Origin of the sequence: Pectobacterium zantedeschiae, assembly GCF_004137795.1 — a bacterium.
GTDB classification, from domain to species: domain Bacteria; phylum Pseudomonadota; class Gammaproteobacteria; order Enterobacterales; family Enterobacteriaceae; genus Pectobacterium; species Pectobacterium zantedeschiae.
Genome location: NZ_NWTM01000006.1, coordinates 36,606 through 57,285 on the forward strand (window position 1 = coordinate 36,606; position 20,680 = coordinate 57,285).

Below are 20,680 nucleotides of genomic sequence, written 5' to 3' on the forward strand. Positions count from 1 at the left end.
ACGTTTAAAAATCCGTCAGGGAGAATAATGGGTTTATTTAAAAATAGTGATGCCGCTGCGGGGGCGCTATTTTTTACCGCTCGATGGGGAATATACTTTAATGAGAGTAACCATAATGAGAAAAAACAGACTGAATGTTGTCTTATCTTTAGCTGCGCCGTTATTTTCCTCCGTACCTTTATTTTTCTCGCCTATTGCTTCCGCGATATCGCAAGCAGAATTAGGCTACCGTGATGCGCCAACAATTTTGCAGGATGGTTTGACATTTAAAGACCTTAATCGTGATGGAAAAGTTAACCCATACGAAGACTGGCGTTTGTCTCCCGATCAACGCGCTGACGATCTGGTTACGCGCATGACGCTGGCGGAAAAAGCGGGGCTGATGATGCACGGCTCTGCACCGACTACGGGGAGTGTGATTGGTGCGGGTACGGCTTATGATATTGATACGGCTAGGAAAATGATTGCCGAACGGTCAATCAGTAGTTTCATCACCCGCCTGTCTGGTGACGAACCGACACAAATGGCGGAGGAGAATAATAAATTACAGCAGATTGCAGAAAATACGCGCTTGGGTATTCCCCTGACCATCAGCAGTGATCCGCGTAATGCTTTCCAGTATTTGGTGGGGGCATCGGTTTCCTCTGGGAAATTTAGTAAATGGCCTGAAACGCTGGGGTTGGCAGCCATTGGTGATGAATCGCTGACCCGGCGGTTTGCCGATATCGTACGTCAGGAATATCGTGCGGTCGGGATCACCGAGGCACTATCGCCGCAAGCCGATCTCGCAACGGAGCCTCGTTGGTCAAGGAGTAGCGGGACATTTGGTGAGGATGCTGAATTAACCAAGAAAATGGTCAGGGGTTATATCGAAGGCATGCAAAATGGCAGAAATGGTCTTAATCCACAAAGCGTCATCAGCATTGTCAAACACTGGGTCGGGTATGGTGCTGCGCAAGATGGGTGGGATAGCCACAATGTTTATGGCAAATATGCCATATTCAAAAAGAACGATCTCCAACAGCATATCGAGCCTTTTACTGGGGCGTTCGAGGCGCGTGTCGCGGGTATTATGCCAACCTATTCCATTTTGAAAGAGGCTACGTGGCAAGGAAAACCGATTGAGCAAGTTGGTGCGGGCTTTAACCGTTTTCTATTAACCGATCTGCTGCGTGGGGTTTACGGATTTGATGGTGTCATTCTTAGCGACTGGCTTATCACCAATGATTGCAAAGATGACTGCATCACGGGTTCTAAACCGAATGAAAAGCCTGTGCCGCGCGGTATGCCGTGGGGAGTTGAAAACCTGACGGTAGAGCAGCGATTTATTAAAGCGGTGGAAGCTGGGGTAGACCAGTTTGGTGGCGTCACGAATTCTTCCGTGCTCATTAACGCTGTGCAGGGGGGCAAACTGGCGGAGTCGCGTCTGGATATCTCAGTCAGGCGTTTGCTGAAACAGAAATTCCAAATCGGTTTGTTTGAACGTCCTTATGTCCATGCAGAGCAGGCCAATCAGATCGTTGGGAAAGTTGAGTGGCAGCAGCAGGCTGACGAGGCACAAAGACGTGCGCTGGTGCTATTACAAAATAAAAATATCTTGCCATTGCGCGCCGGAAGTAAAGTCTGGCTTTCTGGAATCGATAAGAAAGTAGCCCAGAACGCAGGGTTGATTGTGGTGGATACGCCAGAACTTGCCGATGTTGCTTTGGTTCGCAGCGTTGCACCGTATGAGCAACCGCATAAAAATTTCTACTTTGGGGCCAAACACCATGAAGGCTCATTGGCCTATACCGCAGACAATCCCGAGTACCAAACGATTGTCAGAGCCAGTGCCAGCGTGCCAACCATCGTGACGGTGTATCTGGATCGCCCGGCGATTCTGACCAATATCGTTGATAAAACACAGGCAGTTATTGCCAACTTTGGTATCAGTGACGACGTATTGCTCAAGCAGCTTATTTCTGGAGAGGCATACACCGGGAAACTCCCATTTGAGCTACCGTCTTCTATGAAAGCGGTACTTAATCAGCAACCCGGTGTTCCTTATGACAGTAAAAAACCGCTCTTTCCATTTGGGTTTGGCTTAACGAAATAATAGCAGCCTGATTCAATGCTTATAGCCAGTTTGTGTAAACACGCTGGCTTTTTTTATTCTTTATATATGTCTTGTCGCTATATGAAATAATTATTTATTCTGTTTGTTGTGCTGTGTGAATGCTTTGTTTTATCTGGATAATTTACTGTTATAGGGGAAATGAAAAGGACTGTATCTGTCGATTTGATGTAATGCTTGTTTTACTCCACTCCGTATTATTCCACTACGTTAGAATAAGCAATGAGGGAGCATAATGAGCGATAAAAAACTGTCTGATAATGAACGCCTTAAAACACAAAGTAATTACCTGCGTGGAACGATTCAGGGAGATTTAGACGATCCGTTAACGGGAGGATTTGTCGCAGATAACTTTCAGTTAATTCGATTTCATGGCATGTATCAGCAGGACGATCGGGATATCAGGCAAGAGCGTATTGCTCAGAAATTAGAGCCGCTGCACACCGTTATGCTGCGTGTCCGCTTGCCGGGAGGGATCATTACGCCACATCAGTGGCTAGGTATTGATGCCTTTGCCCGTGAACATACGCTTTATGGCAGTATACGTATTACTAATCGACAAACGGTGCAACTGCACGGCGTTCTAAAAGACGACATCAAGCCGGTACACAAATTGCTTAATCATCTCGGGCTGGATTCGCGAGCGACAGCAGGGGACGTGAACCGTAATGTGTTGTGTACTGCTAACCCGGTTGAATCTGTTTTACATCGTCAATCCTGGGAATGGGCAAAGAAAATTTCGGAGCATCTTTTACCGCGCACAAACGCTTATGCTGAAGTGTGGCTGGATAAAGAGAAAATTATTCAGACAGATGATGAACCGATTCTGGGGAAAAGTTACCTACCGAGAAAATTCAAAACGGCAGTGGTGATTCCGCCACAGAATGATGTGGATATTCACGCCAACGATCTGAGTTTTGTTGCCATTGGTGATGGCGACCAACTGGTTGGTTTCAATGTATTGGTGGGTGGGGGGTTAGCGATGACGCAGGGTGATACCAGCACTTATCCCCGCCTGGCGACGGAGTTTGGCTTCATTCCATTAGAACATACGTTGGCTATTGCTGAAGCGGTGGTGTCGACCCAACGCGATTGGGGTAACCGTGAGAATCGCCGCAACGCGAAGACAAAATATACGCTTGAACGTGTTGGTGTGGATGTCTTTAAAGCCGAGGTCGAGCGCCGTAGTGGAATCGCGTTTTCTCCGCTGAGAGACTATGCCTTTTCTGAGCGTGGCGATCGTATTGGTTGGGTCGAGGGTATCGATGGCAAGCACCACCTGACCCTATTTATTCCAAGCGGACGTCTGCTGGATAAACCGGGTTTACCGAATAAAAGCGGTATTGCGGCTATTGCCAGCGTACATAAAGGTGATTTTCGCCTGACGGCGAATCAGAACATCATCATTGCAAAGGTGGCAAGTGAAGACAAAGCGCAGATCGATGCATTAGCCAGACAGTATGGATTGCTGGGTTCATTGCTCTCGTCACAGCGTAAAGATTCCATGGCCTGCGTCTCTTTTCCCACTTGTCCGCTGGCTATGGCAGAAGCTGAGCGAGTCCTGCCGGAGGTGGTTTCGGAGATAGAACATCTGTTGCATAAGTATGGCGTGGGAGAGGAGTCATTTGTTTTTCGCATCACCGGATGTCCAAATGGCTGTGGCCGAGCCATGCTAGCGGAGGTGGGGCTGATTGGACGAGCCGTGGGGCGTTATAGCCTTTATATCGGCGGTAATCGTGAAGGGACGCGCATTCCTCGACTGTATAAAGATAATATCGACGTCCCGACATTATTTGATGAAATAGAGAAGCTGATTGCGCTGTGGGCGAAAGAGAGAAATATAGGTGAAGGCTTTGGCGATTTTGTTATCAGGGCGAAAATTATCATGCCTGTTCTCAATGCCCCTGTGGATTTTCATGCTGTAGTGTAGCTGTGGCCGCTGGCGTCAATGTGCTGAGTCGCGTAGCCAATGCATAGAAAGCTTAAAATATAATAGGGATATTTTAAATACTGTTTTTGGCATTGAATACCATGCCATTATTTTACTCGGTAATTCGTTATGTTATGTTTTTTAATTGTCTTATTGTAATTTATCTTGTTGTTTTTGTTTTTCTTACTGTTTATAGCTATTTTTTTAGAAAACAGTAGCTTTATAAATTATATCGATAGTGTGGTTGTTTCTTGAGCTTTCATCGTATATTGAGAAATAAAAGTCAATAAAGAGATTTAAGCTATAGGGGATAATAATGCACTATCTTTTTTTTCGGTTTGTAATAGCAACCAGTCTATTAATAAATATCATTTTTTCAGCGAAAGCTGCTGACCTGACAGTCGCATACCAAACGATTCCTGACCCTTCTCAAGTCGCACAGATTGATGGGGAATATGAAAAAGCAACTGGATTGAAAATAGATTGGCGCAAATTTGATGCTGGCGCGGAAGCCATTGCCGCAGTTGCTTCCGGCGATGTGCAAATAGCTTATTTAGGCTCCAGTCCCTATGCCGCAGCGGTGAGTCGAAAAATACCGGTTGAAACGTTGTTGATTGCTTCCCGACTGGGAGCCAGCGAAGCGTTGGTCGTGCGTCACGGCGCTGGTATTGAAAAACCGGAAGATCTGATCGGTAAAAAAGTTGCCACGCCTTTTGTTTCGACTAGCCATTACAGTTTGCTGGCTGCGCTGAAGCATTGGAATATTGATGCAAAAAAAGTACAAATCCTGAATCTGAATCCACCCGCTATTAGCGCTGCTTGGCGACGGGGTGATATTGATGCCGCCTATACCTGGGAACCTGCGTTGGGTGTGGCGAAATCCAGTGGCAATGTGCTGATTTCTTCTGGGGAACTGGCCAGACTCGGCGCGCCGACATTTGATGTCTGGTTAGTGCGAAAAGATTTTGCCGAGAAGCAACCTCAGGCAGTAAAAGCGTTTGCTAAGGTTACGCAGGATGCTTACACCAACTATCGGAAGGACCCACAGGCCTGGTTAGCGGATAAGAACAATATCAACAAACTGGCAAGCATTAGTGGCGCGAAAGCAGAAGATATCCCCGGTTTGCTACAGGGCAATACCTATCTTTTGGCCAACGAGCAACGGGCGTTTCTAGGTGCGCCAGCCGTGAAAGCGATCGGCGATACGGCGACGTTTCTCAAAGAACAACGACGTATTGATGCCGTATTACCCGATTATTCCCCTTATGTTACTACCCGGTTTGTTCCCGAATGATTTTTTGATACCTGCTTGTTTACTGTTGATACAGGCAGGCTCTGCGGATGGATGAAGAATGACACTATTGCAGCTCGAACGGGTTAGCGCTCGCTATGCCGCTAGCGAACAGTCGGTATTGGAAAATATCACTTTTTCGCTATCTGCAAGCCAATTGATGGTAGCACTGGGGCCGTCAGGGAGTGGGAAAACCACGTTGCTCAATTTGATTGCTGGGTTTATTCATCCCGTTGACGGCACGATTTTACTGGATGGCAAAGCCGTCACAGGCCCTGGACCGGATCGTGGCGTCGTTTTCCAGCATGACGTTTTACTGCCTTGGCAGGACGTGTTAGATAACGTGGCTTTTGGGATGAAACTGGCGGGAGTGCCAAGGCTTGAGCGTGAACAAAAAGCGCGGCGGTTATTGATGCAGGTTGGTTTGAATGGCTATGAACGCCGTGCAGTGTGGCAACTTTCAGGCGGTCAGCGGCAACGTGTCGGTATTGCCAGAGCATTGGCTGCCGATCCACAGATTTTACTGTTGGATGAGCCCTTTGGAGCGTTGGATGCATTCGCCCGCGAACAAATGCAGGAATTGTTGCTTTCGGTGTGGAAAAACGCCGCTAAACCCATTTTTTTGATTACACACGACATTGAAGAAGCGATCTTCCTGGCGACGGATTTAATTGTCATGTCACCTTATCCCGGACGAATTATTAAGCATCTGAAACTTGGCTTTAGTTCACGCTATGCGGATGGGGAAAGCGCCCGAACAATAAAATCAGATCCACAGTTTATTGAGACGAGAGAGTGGGTGCTTTCTCGCCTGTTTGCCGAGCGTGAACAGTTTTCGCCACGTGATGAGGATACACCGTCATGAGTGCTATCGAACGTTCTGCTGAGTCAGGTTGCAAGGTACGAAAGCAGCTTATAGTAAAAAAAACAGTGCCTATAAGTGTTATCAGCAGCCTCAGTATTGGCTCGCTGTTGCTGATCTGGTGGCTGGTAACGTGGTTAGAGCTTGTTGAACCGCTCTTTCTTCCTGCGCCTCATGCGGTATTACAGCGGCTATGGCAGTTGGTCACCGTTGGGTATATGGATGCGACTCTCTGGCATCATTTATTCGCGAGCCTGCAACGTATTGGACTCGCGTTGCTGGCCGCGTTGGCCACCGCGATCCCGCTGGGAATCGCTATTGGTCGCAGTCGCGTTCTTCGCGGGGTGTTTGATCCGTTGATTGAATTCTACCGTCCAATCCCTCCGTTGGCCTATCTTCCGCTGATTGTGATCTGGTTTGGTATTGGTGAGTTTTCCAAAATACTACTGATTTATCTTGCTATTCTGGCACCGATTGTCATTGCGACGGCTGACGGCGTTCGTAATACCGACCCTGCCAGAATTCTCGCCGCCCAGACTCTGGGCGCGACGCCATTACAGCTTATCCGCTATGTCATTTTTCCCAGTGCTTTGCCTGATATCTTAGTTGGAATTCGTATCGGTCTGGGTGTGGGCTGGTCAACGCTGGTGGCTGCGGAATTGGTAGCGGCAACCCAGGGGTTAGGATTTATGGTACAGGCGGCTTCACAGTTTTTACTCACGGACGTGGTAATTCTGGGGATCCTGACGATTGCTGCCGTTGCTTTTACGATAGAAATTATGTTGCGTTATCTGCAACGTAAGTTGGCTCCCTGGCAGGGGCGATGATAATAATGTACCTCTATAGTTATCCATTGCTATCGCTTGTTGTGATAGCAATGAGAAGGGATGCTATTTAACATTCTTCACCGAGCACCTCGCGAAGAATAGAGAAGAGCTCGTCAATATGGGCAGGTGTCGAAACCAGTATTGGAGCGATAATTAAGGAATCGCCAGTGGATTTAAGGTGTAATCCGCGCTCAAAGAGTTTTTTCTGCAACAGATAGCCGCGCTGTCCCGCCTTCTCCGTGGGGCGCAGATCGATACCGCCCAACAGCCCAAATCCTCGAATGTCGCTAACAACAGACAGCGCTTGTAGCTCAAATAATTTATCGAGAAAATAAGGGCTTAGCTTTTCTCCGTTGGCGAAGACGTTCTCTTCCTGATACAAACGCAGGGTAGCTAGTGCTGCCGCGCAGGCGGCCGGGTGGGCACTCCAGGTGTAACCGTGAAAAAATTCAATTTCCTGTTCGCCAGCAGCGTTAATGATTTGATCGTAAACGCGGCGATCGACAGCGACAGCGGCCATGGGCTGTGTGCCATTAGTCAGTGCTTTGGCAAGGGTGATAATATCTGGACGGATAGAGAAGGTTTGGCTTGCGAATGCCTTTCCGGTCCGTCCGAATCCACAAATCACCTCATCCATAATTAGCAGAATGTCATAGCGATCGCACAGTAGCCGGATGCGTTCAAGATAGCCTTTGGGGGGAACCAATACGCCTGTCGAACCCGCGATAGGCTCGATTACACAGGCCGCGATATTCTCAGCACCATGTAATTCAACCAGACGTTGTAGGTCGTCTGCCAGATAGTCACCGTGTTCAGGTTGACCTCGGTGATAACGGTTCTCCTCCAGCCAGGTATGGCGTAAGTGAACAACCTGCGGCCAGCTACCGGCAAACTGTCGACGATTGTTGGTTAGCCCGCTCAACGCGACACCGCCAAAGTTGACACCGTGATAAGCGCGCTCACGAGATATAAAAAGCGTTCGTGAACTCTGTTTACGGGCTCGTTGGTAGGCAAGGGCGACTTTCAGTGCGCTATCAATCGCTTCAGAGCCGGAGTTGACGAAAAATAGGCGGTCAAGCTGCGGGGGGAGGATTTTTGCCAACTCGTTCGCGGTTTCAAATGCCAGAGGATGACTGCGATAAAAACTGGGGCTGTAGTCCAGAGTCATAAATTGCTGATAAACCGCATCGGCGATTTCCTGACGACGGTGGCCTAAAGCAGACGTAAATAAGCCGGAGACGCCATCCAGTATCCGATTCCCTGCGTTATCCTGATAATAAACGCCATCCGCTTGGGTAAATAATTTCGGATCCTGGCGGAAATCCCCGTTTGGCGTAAAGGGAAGCCAGAAGTGGTCATTAATGATGTTACGGAGATCTTTTTGTTGTTTGGTCATGGCGAGTTACCTGATCATGATTGGATAGTTAGCTTCTCCGAAGGACTTCCGGTGAGCGATGTGTTTGGACTAATACACGGAATGGCGCCTGAAAAAGGATATGTTTAATAAATCGGTGGCTAATGTAAAAGATGATATTTTTATTTTTTATTGCATATTTTTAATATGCTGGGTAAAAAATATATTCGCATGGCTAATCTAAGATAAATACTATATATTTTTGTATTTATATTATATTTAATTTCTTTTTGTTAACTTGGTTGTGTGTTTTATTTAACGTCTTTTTAATAAAAAAGACAGCGTGATGCATTAGACAAAATATCGATATTTTTATCAATAACTGATATTTAATTATTCCATTAGATAAAGGATAGGATGAATTATTCCCTCTGATTCTATGGTGTATTTATGATTGGTTTTTTTCGTTACAGCTTTATTTTCATGGTATCGCTGGCATTTTCTGCGGTGGCCTATTCCGCCGATGTAGTCCGGATCGGATATCAAAAGTCGGCGACAACATTAGTCCTATTGAAAGAAGAAGGCGCGTTGGAAAACAGGTTGCGTTCACAAGGCGTTAAAGTGGAATGGACCCAGTTTCCCGGTGGCCCCCAATTACTGGAAGGGCTGAATATTGGTGCTATTGATTTTGGCTTTACGGGAGAAACACCGCCGGTATTCGCTCAGGCGGCAAATGCTAATTTGGTTTATGTCGCCAATGAACCGGCTTCCCCAACAGCGGAAGCGATCTTGGTGCCTAAGGATTCACCGCTGAGTTCAGTCGCGCAGCTAAAAGGGAAAAAAATCGCCTTAAATAAAGGCTCTAACGTTCACTATTTATTAGTACGCGCGTTATATGAAGCTGGCTTGCAATACAGCGATATCACGCCTGTTTATTTACCTCCCGCCGACGCACGTGCAGCATTTGAAAATGGCAGTGTCGATGCCTGGGTCATCTGGGACCCTTTCAGCGCCGCCGCAGAAAAACAGATTCATGCTCGGGTACTGCGTGATGGACGGGGGATTGTCGATAATTACCAGTTTTATCTGGCAAGGCGCGATTTTGCCGCCAAATATCCCTCTGTTATTACCGCGCTGATCGAGGAAGTTCGTCTGATTGGCAAGAAAGCCGTTGACTCCCCTGAGGGGGTTGCTCGCCAGATCGCTCCCCTCTTAGGGCTCCCTGAAGATATTGCCCAGGTTGCCGTCGAGCGGCAGGGCTACGATGCACAGTTTATTTCGCCTGAGGCGATTGCCAGCCAGCAGCGTATCGCTGATACCTTCGCTGGCTTGAAACTGATTCCGAAAAAGCTGGATATCAAGCAGGCGGTATGGACTCCGCCTCAATGAATCATCGCTCGCTATATGGCCGACAGGAAATCGTGGCTAAACAGACGTGACAACAGAGGGCATTGGTATGGGGGAGCGCCTTATGACAAGGGAAGGCGTCGCTGGGTTGTTTTTAATTGGCACGAGGTGAGTGCTAGTCAATGTGCTAATCGTTGAATCAATATTGTGAGGGATACTAATGAACCCGATCGCAACGGCGCTGAGCCCGCAGGAGTCTCGTCTTTTGCAAAACGGCGATGTGCCGCGAAATAAAAAGCTAAGCAGGACCGATACGATTTTGGAAAAAACTCAAGCAGGGAGGCCCGGTATTGACGTAGAGCGCGCCCGCTATTTCACCGAGTCTATGCGTGTTACTGAAGGGCAAATGTTGCTCCTGCGCTGGGCCAAGGCGATGTATCACATTGCCGAGAACATTACGGTCTATATCGATGATGAACAACTGATCGTCGGGCGAGCAGGGAAGCAGGGGCGTTACGGTATTCTTTATCCTGAACTGGACGGTGATTTTCTTGATGTCGCGATCAGCCAGCTTCCCCTACGGCAGGCGTCACCGTTTACTATTGATGAAAAGGACATCGCTGTCATTCATGAAGAGATTTCCCCCTATTGGCGGGGGAAAACCTACCATGAGCATTTATCGCAGGCGCTGCCGGAAGAAACGTTGCGGCTGACCTACGATCCAGAGGATCGCCAGACATCGCGGTTTATCGTTAATGAAACCTCTTCATTTCGGTCATCCATACAATGGGTGCATGATTATGAAAAGGTCTTACAGCGAGGCTTTAAAGGTATTCGGCAGGACGCAGAGCAACGTCTGGCAGAGCTCGATCCGTTTAATCCTGTTGATAGCGTGGAGAAAGCGCCATTTTTACAAGCGATTATTATCGCTGCCGATGCGGTTGTGCTGTGGGCGAAACGTCATGCGCAGCTTGCCAAAGCATTAGCGGAAAAAGAACACGACCCTCGGCGAAAGTTGGAACTGCTGGATATTGCCGAGCGTTGTGAATGGGTGCCAGAAAACCCCGCGCGGGATTTCCGCGATGCGCTACAAGCGCAGTGGTTTACCCAACTTTTTTCTCGTTTGGAGCAGAAGACCGGTACGATTATTTCCAATGGTCGCATGGATCAATATCTCTTTCCTTATTATCAACGAGACATTGAACGTGGCGTGCTGGACGACGAACAGGTATTGGAATGGTTATCCTGCATGTGGGTTGCAATGGCACAGTTTGTTGATTTGTATATCTCACCGACTGGCGGCGCTTTTAATGAAGGTTATGCACACTGGGAAGCCGTGACGATCGGTGGGCAGACGCCGGAAGGAATGGATGCCACTAATGCTTTATCCCACCTGTTTTTACGCTCCAAGCGCGAATTCCCGTTGCATTATCCCGATCTGGCTGCACGTATCCATAATCGGACTCCTGCACATTTTCTTCATGATATTGCGGAGACGATTAAAGAAGGCACGGGTTTTCCAAAATTGATTAATGATGAAGAAGTCGTCCCTTTGCTGTTGTCCAAGGGGGCTACATTTTCCCAGGCTTATGACTATGCGGTTTCCGGCTGTGCTGAGTGCAGAATGCCGAACCGCGATACTTATACCAGTCCTTGCGCGTATATCAATTTTCCTGCGGCGTTAGAAATGACGCTCTATAACGGTCGGATGCAGCGTCACGGAACGGAATTACTCGGTTTGGAAACGGGCGATCCGCGTGATTTTTCCTCATGGGAGGACTTCTGGCAGGCGTACATCAAACAGCATAATAATTTTCTCCGTCACGCGTTTATCCAGCAAAAGATCATTATCGATTTACGTGCTAAACATTTCGCCTGGCCGCTGGGGTCTGCATTACACGATTTATCGATGGCGGCCTGTAAAGATATTCATCAGCCAGTGATTGAAGACGGGATTGATTTAGGCTATTTCGAGTTTATGGGCTACGGAACGGTTATTGATTCGCTGGCGGCCATTAAAAAATTGGTCTACGAAGAGCAGCGTATCACCATGTCTCAGTTGTTAGAGGCGCTGGAAGATGATTTTACCCATCATCAAGTGCTGCGCGCGCTGCTGGCGAGTGCGCCTAAATATGGCAACAATGACCCTTATGCCGATGCGATTGGCAAGACGCTGGATAAAGTCTGTCTGGATTTTACCCGCAAATATTCAAAAACGCTTGGCGTACACCTCGATCTCCGGTTGGTGCCTTTCACTTCACATGTGCCATTTGGCAAAGTGGTGCATGCTACACCCAATGGTCGTAAAGCCTGGATGCCGCTGTCCGATGGTTCCTCTGCCTCGCAGGGATGTGATGCAAAAGGGCCGACGGCGGTGCTGTTATCTAATTATCAGACCAAGAATTATCAGTTTAGCGAACGGGCAGCCCGTTTGCTGAATATCAAATTCACACCATCGATTGTGGCTGGTGAGGAGGGAACACGTAAACTGTGTGATTTAATTCGCTCCTGGTGCGACCTGAAATTATGGCATGTGCAGTTTAACGTGATTAACCGAGAAACGTTGCTGGCAGCAAAATCCGATCCCGAACGCTATCGTGGGTTGATTGTGCGTATTGCGGGTTACAGCGCTTATTTCACCGATTTGTCACCGGATTTACAGGATGATCTGATAGCCCGAACCGGGCATGAGATGTTTTAGGCGGTGAATGTTGAGGGAAAATAACGACACTGCTTTCGGGTTAAGTCTGGCGCGTGAATCGATGCCGCTTCATCCCGAAATCCTAACGGGTTGGGTATTCAATACCCAGCGTTATTCTCTACATGATGGCGTAGGGATCCGTACGGTGGTGTTTCTGAAAGGCTGTCCGCTACGCTGTGAGTGGTGCAGCAATCCAGAATCCCAGAGTGGTAAACCAGAAATCGCTGTGGATGTTCGCAAATGTCTGGGCGGCGCGATATGTGGTTTGTGTGAGTCCCAATGCCAGACTGCGGCGCTTAGCTATGAGCCAACTGGAGACATATGCCTTGATCGCAGTCGCTGTTCCAAGTGTCTGGCATGCGTGACCCATTGTCCAACGCAGGCTTTGCATGGTTTTGGCGAGCAGATGACGGTGCGTCAGGTCCTGGATATCGTCGAATCTGATAGCATTTTTTATCGACGATCGGGGGGCGGATTAACGCTGAGCGGTGGAGAACCATTGATGCAAGGAGCATTTGCGCTGGCGATATTGAAGGAGGCGCGAAGGAAGCGAGTCAATACGTTGCTGGAAACCTGCGGTGAGGGAAATTGGTCTGATTTATACCAGATAGCCAATTACACTGACGCCATTTATTTCGATGTAAAGAGTGTGAATGACGCGCAGCATCGGCGGTTTACAAGGCGTGGTAATCGACGCATCCTGAACAATTTACTACAGTTACGGCAAGCGTTTCCTCACTTGCCTATTCATGTTCGTACACCGCTTATCCCTGGATTTAATGCTAACTGGAACGACATCGACGCGATTCTTGATGTCGTTTTACCTTTGCCCCAGGTGAGTTACGAAATCTTGCCGTATCACCGTTTAGGTCGAGATAAATACCGCCTGCTGGGGCGAGACTATTTTTCCGCGGAACAACCGTCCTGTGATGAGAGGGGGGCCGAAATTATTCAGCGCGCCAAGGGCCGCTGCGGTGAGCGTTATGGGGCGCCACTGGCATAATGATATTGCCGAATACCGCCGCGTTAGCGGCGATCGTCACAAAAAATCTTACAGCGTAAACCGATCGGCGTCACGCCAGGCGGGGAAGGATTCCCGGTAGCTTTGCAGTACTTCCAGCGACAGTTCAGCGTCCAGACGGGCAGGCTGGTTGGGGGCGGCAGAAGCCAGAATTTCCCCTTGAGCGTTAATAATCAGGCTATCGCCACGGTAGCTGTGGCCGTTGCCGTCGGTGCCAACGCGGTTGCAGCCTGCAACATAGGCCTGATTCTCAATGGCGCGTGCTGCCAGCAGCGTTTGCCAGTGTGCGGCACGTGATGCTGGCCAGTTGGCGACATACAGTGCCAGATCGTAGTCCTGCCGGTTGCGCGACCATACGGGGAAACGCAAGTCGTAGCAGATCATCGGGCAGATGCGCCAGCCGCGCCACTCAAGAGTGACTCGCTCTGTGCCTGCCTGATAGTGGTGGTGTTCATCCGCCATGCGGAACAGATGGCGTTTATCGTAGTGATACACGTGGCCGTGTGGATCGACCAACAGGAAGCGGTTCACCGCACCTTTCGGTGTATTCACCGCGACGCTGCCGCCGATCAGCGCATTGGTTTTCTGCGCCCACTGGTGCAGCCACGTTTCTACGACCGACTGATCCAGGCTGCCTTTGGCCGCTTCCATCGCAAAGCCAGTAGTAAACATTTCTGGCAACACAATGACATCACGTCCCACAAGCTCCGGCAATAAGGTGTCGAAGTGGCGCAGATTGGCTTCCCCATCGCGCCAGACGAGTGGCTGTTGCAGTAATGAAATCTTTAAAGTCGACATAAACGCTCCGCAGCGGCATCCAACGTTGCTTCCTGTTTAGCAAAGCATAGTCGAATCAATGTATGTGGGAACGGATCGGCGCAAAAGACGGAGAGCGGAATGGCGGCGACGCCAACGTGCTCGGTCAACCAGCGGCAGAAGCTGACATCATCCAGAGCGGAAATCGCCCGATAGTCCACAAGCAGGAAGTAGGTGCCTTCACAGGGCAGAATCTCGAAACGGCTACCCGCCAGCGCGTTGATGAAATGATCGCGGCGTGCACGGTAAAAATCGGGCAGCTCACGCCAGTGTTGCGGCTGTTCGCGCAGCATATCGGCGATGGCGAACTGAGCAGGCGTGTTTACGGAGAACGTCAGATATTGGTGAACCTTACGCACTTCCGCGCTCAACGCCGCTGGCGCGACGCAGTAGCCCACTTTCCAGCCGGTCATGTGGAAGGTTTTACCGAACGATGAGACGGCGATAGCGCGTTGGCGCAGCGACGGGTGTTCCAGCACGCTAGCGTGTCCTTCGCTATCAAAACAGATGTGCTCGTAGACTTCATCACTCAGCACGAAAATGTTACGCGTGGCAATCGCTTGCCATAGCTGCTCAAAATCCGCCTTTTGCCAGACGGTAGCGGACGGATTGTGCGGCGTGTTCAGAATCACCAGCCGGGTGCGATCGCTCAGCAAGTCGGCAAAATGTGACCAGTCCACACGAAATGCGGGCGGCTGTAAGGCGATGCGCTTGAGTACACCGCCAGCCAATGTAACGGCAGGTGCGTAGCTGTCATAGCTGGGATCGAAGCAAATCACTTCGTCGCCGGGGCGTACCAGTGCGGCAATCGCGGCAAACAGCGCTTCGGTTGCACCTGCGGTGACGGTGACTTCGCTATCGGCATCCGGTCGCCAGCCGTACAGTTCTTCTGTTTTTTCCGCGATGGCCTGACGCAACGGCGCGACGCCGGTCATCGGCGCATATTGGTTTGCGCCCTGACTGACGTGATACGCCAGCCGCTGTTGTAAATACTCCGGGCCGTCAAAATCAGGGAAACCTTGTGATAGATTGATGGCCTGATGCTGTTGGGCCAGTGCGCTCATCTGGGTAAAAATGGTGGTGCCTAGCGAAGGCAGTTTACTGTCGGGGATCAGAGCGGCGCTCATAGCGGGTAGGACTCCTGCAAGCCTGTATTGCTTGGTAATATAACATGCTGTTAGTATTTGGCAATCAAGACGCTTGGACGTTTAAACGGCTAAATTCCTTTATGTACTAAGACATAACTAAAGCGTCTATGTTTCCAAGCCATGTCTCTAAAAAGTTTCCAAATGGTTTCCATAAATAAATCAGAAACGGGAAGTCTCATGACTGAAAATCAACAATTGACGGCGCTGCTTGCGGCCTGCCACTGGATCGGTGAAAAAGGCTGGTGTCCGGCAACGGGGGGCAATATGTCCGTGCGCCTGGATGACGCGCAGTGTCTGATTACCGAATCGGGTAAAGACAAAGGCAGCCTTCAGGCAGAAGATTTCCTGCTGGTGGATATTGCCACTAATCATGTGCCGAGTGGCCGTACGCCGTCGGCGGAAACGGGGCTGCATACGCTGTTGTACCGCCGCGAACCGACGATTGGCGCCGTGCTGCACACACACTCGGTGAATGCGACGGTGCTGTCTCGGGTAGAGAAGGGGACTGAGCTGGTGCTACACGGCTATGAAATGCAAAAGTCGTTGGCGGGGCAGACCACTCATTTGGATCGCGTAGCGATCCCGATTTTCGATAACGATCAGGATATTCCGGCTCTGGCACAGCGAGTAACCGAGTATGCCAGCCACACGCCGCTACGCTACGGTTTTCTGGTGCGTGGCCACGGCCTCTACTGCTGGGGTGCTACGGTGAAAGAAGCGCGCCGTCATCTTGAAGGATTGGAGTTCCTGTTCCAGTGCGAATTGCAACGGCGACTGCTGGAGGCGAAAGCATGATTAACGCGATTGTGACCGATATTGAAGGCACCACCAGCGACATCCGTTTTGTTCACAGTGTACTGTTCCCTTATGCCCGCGAACGTTTGGCCGACACAGTGCGACAGCACGATAGCGATCCTGAGATCGCGCAAGCGTTGAACGCGCTGCGTCAGGAGTTAGGTCAGCCTGATGCCGATAGCTACACACTGATTACTGCGCTGAACCAGTTTATGGATGAAGACCGTAAATCCACTGCGCTGAAGCTGCTGCAAGGCATTATCTGGCGTGCGGGATACCGTAACGGCGATTTTCAGGGGCATCTGTACCCTGAGGTCGCGGTACAGCTCGCTGCGTGGCAGCAGCAAGGCCTGCGCCTGTATGTTTACTCGTCAGGTTCGGTGGAAGCGCAGCAACTGCTGTTCGGCTACAGTAACGCGGGTGACCTGCGTCCGCTGTTTAGCGACTATTTTGATACCCGCGTCGGCGCGAAGCGCGAGACGGATTCTTATCGTACGATTGCGCAAACCATCGGGCTACCTGCCGAGCAACTGTTGTTCCTGTCGGACATTCGTCAGGAGCTGGATGCCGCGCAGGAAGCCGGTTGGCACACCTGTCAGCTTATTCGTGATGACGCGGATAGTGTAAGCCGTCACCGTCAGGTGGCACGTTTTGACCAGATCGACTTACCGGAGTACGCCCAATGAGTGGATTAACCATTTTTAGCGACAGCGATGCAAGCCAACCGATTTGGCAAAGTCAGGATGCCAGCGCGATTCAGAAACAGCTGAACGATATCGGTGTCCGTTTTGAACGCTGGGAAGCCAGCCAGAAGCTGAGTGATGCACCATCCTCAGAAGAAGTGCTGGCGGCCTATCAGCATGAAATCGATAAGCTGGTGGCAGAAAAAGGCTACCAGAGTTGGGATGTCATCAGCATGCGGTCGGATAACCCGCAGCGTGCGGAGCTGCGCACCAAGTTTTTATCCGAGCATGTTCACCACGAAGATGAAGTGCGTTTCTTCGTAGAAGGTGCGGGGCTATTCTGCCTGCATCTGAACGGCAAGATTTACCAAATCTTATGTGAGAAAAACGATCTGTTATCTGTGCCAGCAGGCACGGCGCACTGGTTTGATATGGGGCCGGAACCGCATTTCACTGCTATCCGCTTGTTTGATAACCCAGAAGGCTGGATCGCCCATTTTACCGGCGATAAGATCGCGGATGCGTATCCGAAGTTAGTGCGATAGCTCTAGAGCTTGTTGTAAACGAACGCTCTATGAATGAACGAGTATGTTTCGTGCGTTTCTACCTTTGCCGCTCTATGTTGCATGTTCCGAAACGCCCGACCCAGGGCGGCTCAATCGCCGTCGCCCTGGGAACCCTGGCTTTCGGCGGGAAATTATGCCGCTGACGCGGTACCTTCGTCGATATCAGGCTTTAACGGACCGCTTGCGACACGTTCCCGACGTGGCGCAAGCTTTCGCCGCGTCCATGCGGCTCATCCTAAGCCTGCTATCTCCTCAGCATAATTTTTTACGCCGGGTAACGGCAAAATACGAGATACCTCTGTATTGGTGTATTAAGAGGATTTCTTCATAGGGAAGTGCCAAGGTGGTTCTTTATCCCAAAAATATCAGCATTGTTTATCGTCACTTTAACGCCGTCTGAAATATCCCTTCTTTCACATTCTGTGGCGTGACCACGCCAGTATCGAGTATCCAGCCGCTGATTAATGCGGCGGGGGTGACGTCAAATGCGGGGTTGTAGACTGATGCATTCTGCGGTGCCCACTGGCAGTGGCCGAAACTGCCGGAAACCCCGGTAACTTCGGCGGCGGCACGCTGTTCGATAGGAATTGCCCGACCGTCGGGGCACGCCGGATCGTGCGTGGTGTGCGGCGCCGCGACGTAAAACGGAATCTGATGATAGTGCGCCAGTACCGCGAGGCTGTAGGTGCCGATCTTATTGGCCACGTCACCGTTGGCGGCGATGCGGTCAGCACCGACCCAAATCGCATCGACCTGACCCTGCGCCATCAGGCTGGCAGCCATCGAGTCACAAATCAGTTGATAAGGAATGCCAAGCTCGCCGAGTTCCCAGGCCGTGAGGCGTCCACCCTGTAATAGCGGGCGGGTTTCATCGACCCACACCTGAGTGACTTTTCCCTGTTGGTGCGCACGCAGCAACACACCGATAGCGGTGCCGATGCCAGCTGTTGCCAGCCCGCCGGTGTTGCAGTGGGTCAGCAGACGGCTGTTTGGTTTTACCAGCGCTGCGCCATGGTCGGCGATGCATTCACACAGTGCGCGATCTTCTTCTACCAGGCGTAGGGCTTCCTGCACCAGCGCAGCGACAAACTGCGGCTGTGCCAACGCCAGCTTCATGCGATCCAGGTTGTTCATCAGGTTGACGGCGGTAGGGCGCGATGCCCGCAGTGTTTCCAATGCCTGAGCCAGTTCAGTCTGCGATAAGCCTGCCTCTGCAAGCAGTGCAAGCAACAGGCTAGCGGACAGGCCAATCAGCGGTGCGCCGCGTACGCGTAGCGTTTGGATGTGCTCAACCAGTGAGGCGACATCCGGGCAAGGGCGCCAGCATTTTTCTTGCGGTAGCGCCTGCTGGTCGAGGATCCATAGCTGGTTATCTACGATTTTCAGGCTGGTTGTGTTAAGTGTCTGCATCGGTCGTTAAATCCATGTTGCATCGATATTCTTATTCTGCCAAGATGCCTAATGGATGTATAGACGTCCGAACGTTTTTATGTCCGTATTTTTAGTTCAATGATAGTTTTAATTTAAGAACCGTTTTGATTTCAGAATAGCGAGGAGTTGGAATGTCACTTTACCGCACTTTTACGGCGAATGATGCTGTTGAATATGCTCGCCAGTTCGGCGGTGTCAGTCAGCCGCAAACGCTGGTAGCCGCAGAAGAAATCGGCGATGGCAATCTGAATCTGGTGTTTAAAATTAAAGATGAAACGGGCATCAGTCGGGTGATTGTTAAACAGGCGCTGCCCTACGTGCGATGTGTCGGAGAATCCTGGCCTCTGACGCTCGATCGGGCCCGTATTGAGGCCGAAACGTTGCTGACGCATGCGCGGTTTTGTCCGCAACATACCGTGACGGTGTTACATCACGATCCCGAACTGGCGGTGATGGTGCAGGAAGATCTTTCCGATCATCGTATCTGGCGTAGCGAGCTGGTTAAAGGGGCGGATTATCCTCAGGCTGCAGCGCAGTTAGGGGAATATCTGGCACAAACGTTATTCCATACCTCTGATTTCTATCAGCATCCGCATGTGAAGAAAGCCGCGGTAAGCCAGTTCACTAACCCTGAACTGTGTGAAATTACGGAAGATCTTTTCTTTACCGACCCCTATATCGATCACGAAAGGAATCAGTTTGACGCAGCGCTGACGCCGGATGTGCTGGCATTGCGTGACGACCGGGCGTTGAAGCTGGCGGTTGCCGGGCTGAAGCATCGCTTCCTGAGCAAAGCTGAAGCGCTGCTGCACGGTGACATCCACAGCGGATCGATCTTTGTGACGGAAGGGCGCTTAAAGGCGATTGATGCTGAATTTGGTTTCTATGGGCCGATGGGATTTGACGTCGGCACTGCGATTGGCAACCTACTGCTGAACTATTGCGGCCTGCCGGGGCTGCTGGCTCCGCGTGAGGCGGCGGCAGGACGTGAACGACGTCTGGAAGATATTCGTACGCTGTGGCAGACCTTCTCCGCACGTTTTCTGGCACTGAGTGAAAGTGACAGCCGCGATCCGACGCTGGCGGAATCGGGTTATGCCGCGCTGTTTTTGCAGCAGGTTTGGCTGGATGCCGTTGGCTATTGTGGAACCGAACTGATTCGCCGCACGATTGGGCTGGCGCACGTTGCCGATCTGGACAGCATTCAGGAGACGTATGCCCGTCTGGCGTGTCAGCGTCATGCTATTTCGCTGGGCAGGACGTTGGTGCTGGCAGCCCCGCATATTGCAGATGTGGATGCGTTACTGGCGCGTGTGCGGCAGAGCGGCGCCTAATTAGGCACGCGATTCCATGATCCGCTCCCCTCAACGAACCGGATGGGAGCGGTAGACCGACTATTTCTTCCCTTTATTCATCATGGCCTGCAAATTCGCGAAAGGATTATGCGTGGCAACGCCAACATCCTTCTGTGCATCTTCACCTGCAACGACGGTCGAACCGTACATATCCGCATCGGTGTATTTCGAATGCTCATGGTCGTGGCAATAGAGACACAGCATTTCCCAGTTACTGCCGTCTTCGGGATTATTGCTGTGATCGTGATCGATGTGGTGAACGGTTAATTCACGCAGGTTGGAATAGACGAATTCTCGTGAACAACGACCGCATACCCACGGGAAAAGTTTGAGCGCTTTTTCGCGGTAGCCGCTTTCAAGTCTGGCGTAGTTCTTGGGGATGTAAGCCATGTGTCGGGTTTCATTCAGAAGGAAAGATGGCGTCGATTTTACAACTGATG

At 50.6% G+C, this 20,680-nt stretch carries 17 protein-coding genes; 12 read left to right on the top strand and 5 right to left on the bottom strand.

All coding sequences use genetic code 11. From position 1 onward, the window contains the following. Positions 1-115 precede the first annotated feature (115 nt). The 5 genes from CLR69_RS21060 to tauC all read left to right on the top strand — a co-directional run bounded on the left by CLR69_RS21060 (position 116) and on the right by tauC (position 7,023). Positions 116-2,095, top strand: a complete 1,980-nt coding sequence (locus CLR69_RS21060; RefSeq protein WP_131535124.1) for a glycoside hydrolase family 3 protein — start codon at positions 116-118, stop codon at positions 2,093-2,095. Positions 2,096-2,348: 253 nt separating this feature from the next. Further along, positions 2,349-4,043 (top strand): assimilatory sulfite reductase (NADPH) hemoprotein subunit, encoded by a 1,695-nt coding sequence (gene cysI, locus CLR69_RS21065; RefSeq protein ID WP_131535125.1) that lies wholly within the window; start codon positions 2,349-2,351, stop codon positions 4,041-4,043. Between the two features lie 316 nt (positions 4,044-4,359). Next, complete coding sequence (gene tauA, locus CLR69_RS21070; protein ID WP_131535126.1) at positions 4,360-5,337, top strand: taurine ABC transporter substrate-binding protein; 978 nt, start codon at positions 4,360-4,362, stop codon at positions 5,335-5,337. A gap of 58 nt (positions 5,338-5,395) precedes the next feature. Next, on the top strand, positions 5,396-6,199 hold the full coding sequence (tauB, locus tag CLR69_RS21075; RefSeq protein ID WP_131535127.1) for a taurine ABC transporter ATP-binding subunit: 804 nt from the start codon (positions 5,396-5,398) through the stop codon (positions 6,197-6,199). After that, on the top strand, positions 6,196-7,023 hold the full coding sequence (gene tauC / locus CLR69_RS21080) for a taurine ABC transporter permease TauC (protein WP_131535128.1): 828 nt from the start codon (positions 6,196-6,198) through the stop codon (positions 7,021-7,023). Before tauB ends, tauC begins: the two co-directional genes overlap by 4 nt. 67 nt (positions 7,024-7,090) lie before the next feature. Here tauC and aptA read toward each other — a convergent pair whose 3' ends face one another. After that, entirely contained in the window at positions 7,091-8,419 is a 1,329-nt protein-coding gene (gene aptA / locus CLR69_RS21085; RefSeq protein ID WP_131535129.1) for an omega-aminotransferase AptA, read from the bottom strand. 408 nt (positions 8,420-8,827) lie between these two features. On the opposite strand from aptA, the gene CLR69_RS21090 reads away from it, so the two are divergent. The 3 genes from CLR69_RS21090 (at position 8,828) to CLR69_RS21100 (ending at position 13,428) form a co-directional block, all read left to right on the top strand. Beyond that, positions 8,828-9,766 carry a sulfonate ABC transporter substrate-binding protein gene (locus CLR69_RS21090; protein ID WP_131535130.1) on the top strand — a complete coding sequence of 313 codons (939 nt, stop codon included), beginning with the start codon at positions 8,828-8,830 and terminating at the stop codon, positions 9,764-9,766. A gap of 178 nt (positions 9,767-9,944) precedes the next feature. Further along, a complete protein-coding gene (hpsG, locus tag CLR69_RS21095; RefSeq protein WP_131535131.1) occupies positions 9,945-12,425 on the top strand; it encodes a (2S)-3-sulfopropanediol dehydratase in 2,481 nt (826 codons plus the stop codon). Between the two features lie 7 nt (positions 12,426-12,432). Beyond that, on the top strand, positions 12,433-13,428 hold the full coding sequence (locus CLR69_RS21100; RefSeq protein ID WP_131535132.1) for a glycyl-radical enzyme activating protein: 996 nt from the start codon (positions 12,433-12,435) through the stop codon (positions 13,426-13,428). A gap of 48 nt (positions 13,429-13,476) precedes the next feature. On the opposite strand, the gene CLR69_RS21105 is transcribed toward CLR69_RS21100, so the two are convergent. Continuing rightward, positions 13,477-14,244: an amidohydrolase gene (locus tag CLR69_RS21105; RefSeq protein WP_131535133.1), complete on the bottom strand. Its 768-nt coding sequence runs from the start codon at positions 14,242-14,244 to the stop codon at positions 13,477-13,479. After that, positions 14,232-15,389 carry a pyridoxal phosphate-dependent aminotransferase gene (locus tag CLR69_RS21110; protein WP_131535134.1) on the bottom strand — a complete coding sequence of 386 codons (1,158 nt, stop codon included), beginning with the start codon at positions 15,387-15,389 and terminating at the stop codon, positions 14,232-14,234. Before CLR69_RS21110 ends, CLR69_RS21105 begins: the two co-directional genes overlap by 13 nt. Positions 15,390-15,587: 198 nt before the next feature. Between CLR69_RS21110 and CLR69_RS21115 the strand changes: the two genes are divergently transcribed. The 3 genes from CLR69_RS21115 to CLR69_RS21125 are packed head-to-tail and all read left to right on the top strand — an operon-like array spanning position 15,588 to position 17,433. Further along, positions 15,588-16,205: a methylthioribulose 1-phosphate dehydratase gene (locus tag CLR69_RS21115; RefSeq protein ID WP_131535135.1), complete on the top strand. Its 618-nt coding sequence runs from the start codon at positions 15,588-15,590 to the stop codon at positions 16,203-16,205. After that, positions 16,202-16,891, top strand: coding sequence for an acireductone synthase (gene mtnC / locus CLR69_RS21120; protein ID WP_131535136.1), 690 nt, complete (start codon positions 16,202-16,204; stop codon positions 16,889-16,891). The genes CLR69_RS21115 and mtnC overlap by 4 nt, the downstream gene beginning before the upstream one ends. Further along, positions 16,888-17,433: a 1,2-dihydroxy-3-keto-5-methylthiopentene dioxygenase gene (locus CLR69_RS21125; protein ID WP_131535137.1), complete on the top strand. Its 546-nt coding sequence runs from the start codon at positions 16,888-16,890 to the stop codon at positions 17,431-17,433. The genes mtnC and CLR69_RS21125 overlap by 4 nt, the downstream gene beginning before the upstream one ends. Before the next feature lie 402 nt (positions 17,434-17,835). On the opposite strand, the gene mtnA is transcribed toward CLR69_RS21125, so the two are convergent. Then, positions 17,836-18,864, bottom strand: coding sequence for an S-methyl-5-thioribose-1-phosphate isomerase (gene mtnA, locus CLR69_RS21135; protein WP_131535139.1), 1,029 nt, complete (start codon positions 18,862-18,864; stop codon positions 17,836-17,838). Positions 18,865-19,016: 152 nt separating this feature from the next. Between mtnA and mtnK the strand changes: the two genes are divergently transcribed. Continuing rightward, the gene (gene mtnK / locus CLR69_RS21140; RefSeq protein WP_131535140.1) at positions 19,017-20,219 is read left to right on the top strand and encodes an S-methyl-5-thioribose kinase; all 1,203 of its coding nucleotides are present in this window, start codon (positions 19,017-19,019) and stop codon (positions 20,217-20,219) included. A gap of 60 nt (positions 20,220-20,279) precedes the next feature. Here the strand turns inward: mtnK and yajD are convergent, their stop codons facing one another. Then, complete coding sequence (yajD, locus tag CLR69_RS21145; RefSeq protein WP_010282592.1) at positions 20,280-20,630, bottom strand: HNH nuclease YajD; 351 nt, start codon at positions 20,628-20,630, stop codon at positions 20,280-20,282. Positions 20,631-20,680 lie beyond the last annotated feature (50 nt).

Coding starts and splice junctions, on each gene's coding strand:
- CLR69_RS21060 (WP_131535124.1), top strand. CDS start 116: ATGAGAAAAAACAGACTGAATGTTGTCTTATCTTTAGCTGCGCCGTTA.
- mtnA (WP_131535139.1), bottom strand. CDS start 18,864: ATGCAGACACTTAACACAACCAGCCTGAAAATCGTAGATAACCAGCTA.
- CLR69_RS21125 (WP_131535137.1), top strand. CDS start 16,888: ATGAGTGGATTAACCATTTTTAGCGACAGCGATGCAAGCCAACCGATT.
- aptA (WP_131535129.1), bottom strand. CDS start 8,419: ATGACCAAACAACAAAAAGATCTCCGTAACATCATTAATGACCACTTC.
- CLR69_RS21100 (WP_131535132.1), top strand. CDS start 12,433: ATGTTGAGGGAAAATAACGACACTGCTTTCGGGTTAAGTCTGGCGCGT.
- yajD (WP_010282592.1), bottom strand. CDS start 20,630: ATGGCTTACATCCCCAAGAACTACGCCAGACTTGAAAGCGGCTACCGC.
- mtnC (WP_131535136.1), top strand. CDS start 16,202: ATGATTAACGCGATTGTGACCGATATTGAAGGCACCACCAGCGACATC.
- CLR69_RS21105 (WP_131535133.1), bottom strand. CDS start 14,244: ATGTCGACTTTAAAGATTTCATTACTGCAACAGCCACTCGTCTGGCGC.
- tauB (WP_131535127.1), top strand. CDS start 5,396: ATGACACTATTGCAGCTCGAACGGGTTAGCGCTCGCTATGCCGCTAGC.
- tauC (WP_131535128.1), top strand. CDS start 6,196: ATGAGTGCTATCGAACGTTCTGCTGAGTCAGGTTGCAAGGTACGAAAG.
- cysI (WP_131535125.1), top strand. CDS start 2,349: ATGAGCGATAAAAAACTGTCTGATAATGAACGCCTTAAAACACAAAGT.
- CLR69_RS21115 (WP_131535135.1), top strand. CDS start 15,588: ATGACTGAAAATCAACAATTGACGGCGCTGCTTGCGGCCTGCCACTGG.
- mtnK (WP_131535140.1), top strand. CDS start 19,017: ATGTCACTTTACCGCACTTTTACGGCGAATGATGCTGTTGAATATGCT.
- hpsG (WP_131535131.1), top strand. CDS start 9,945: ATGAACCCGATCGCAACGGCGCTGAGCCCGCAGGAGTCTCGTCTTTTG.
- CLR69_RS21090 (WP_131535130.1), top strand. CDS start 8,828: ATGATTGGTTTTTTTCGTTACAGCTTTATTTTCATGGTATCGCTGGCA.
- CLR69_RS21110 (WP_131535134.1), bottom strand. CDS start 15,389: ATGAGCGCCGCTCTGATCCCCGACAGTAAACTGCCTTCGCTAGGCACC.
- tauA (WP_131535126.1), top strand. CDS start 4,360: ATGCACTATCTTTTTTTTCGGTTTGTAATAGCAACCAGTCTATTAATA.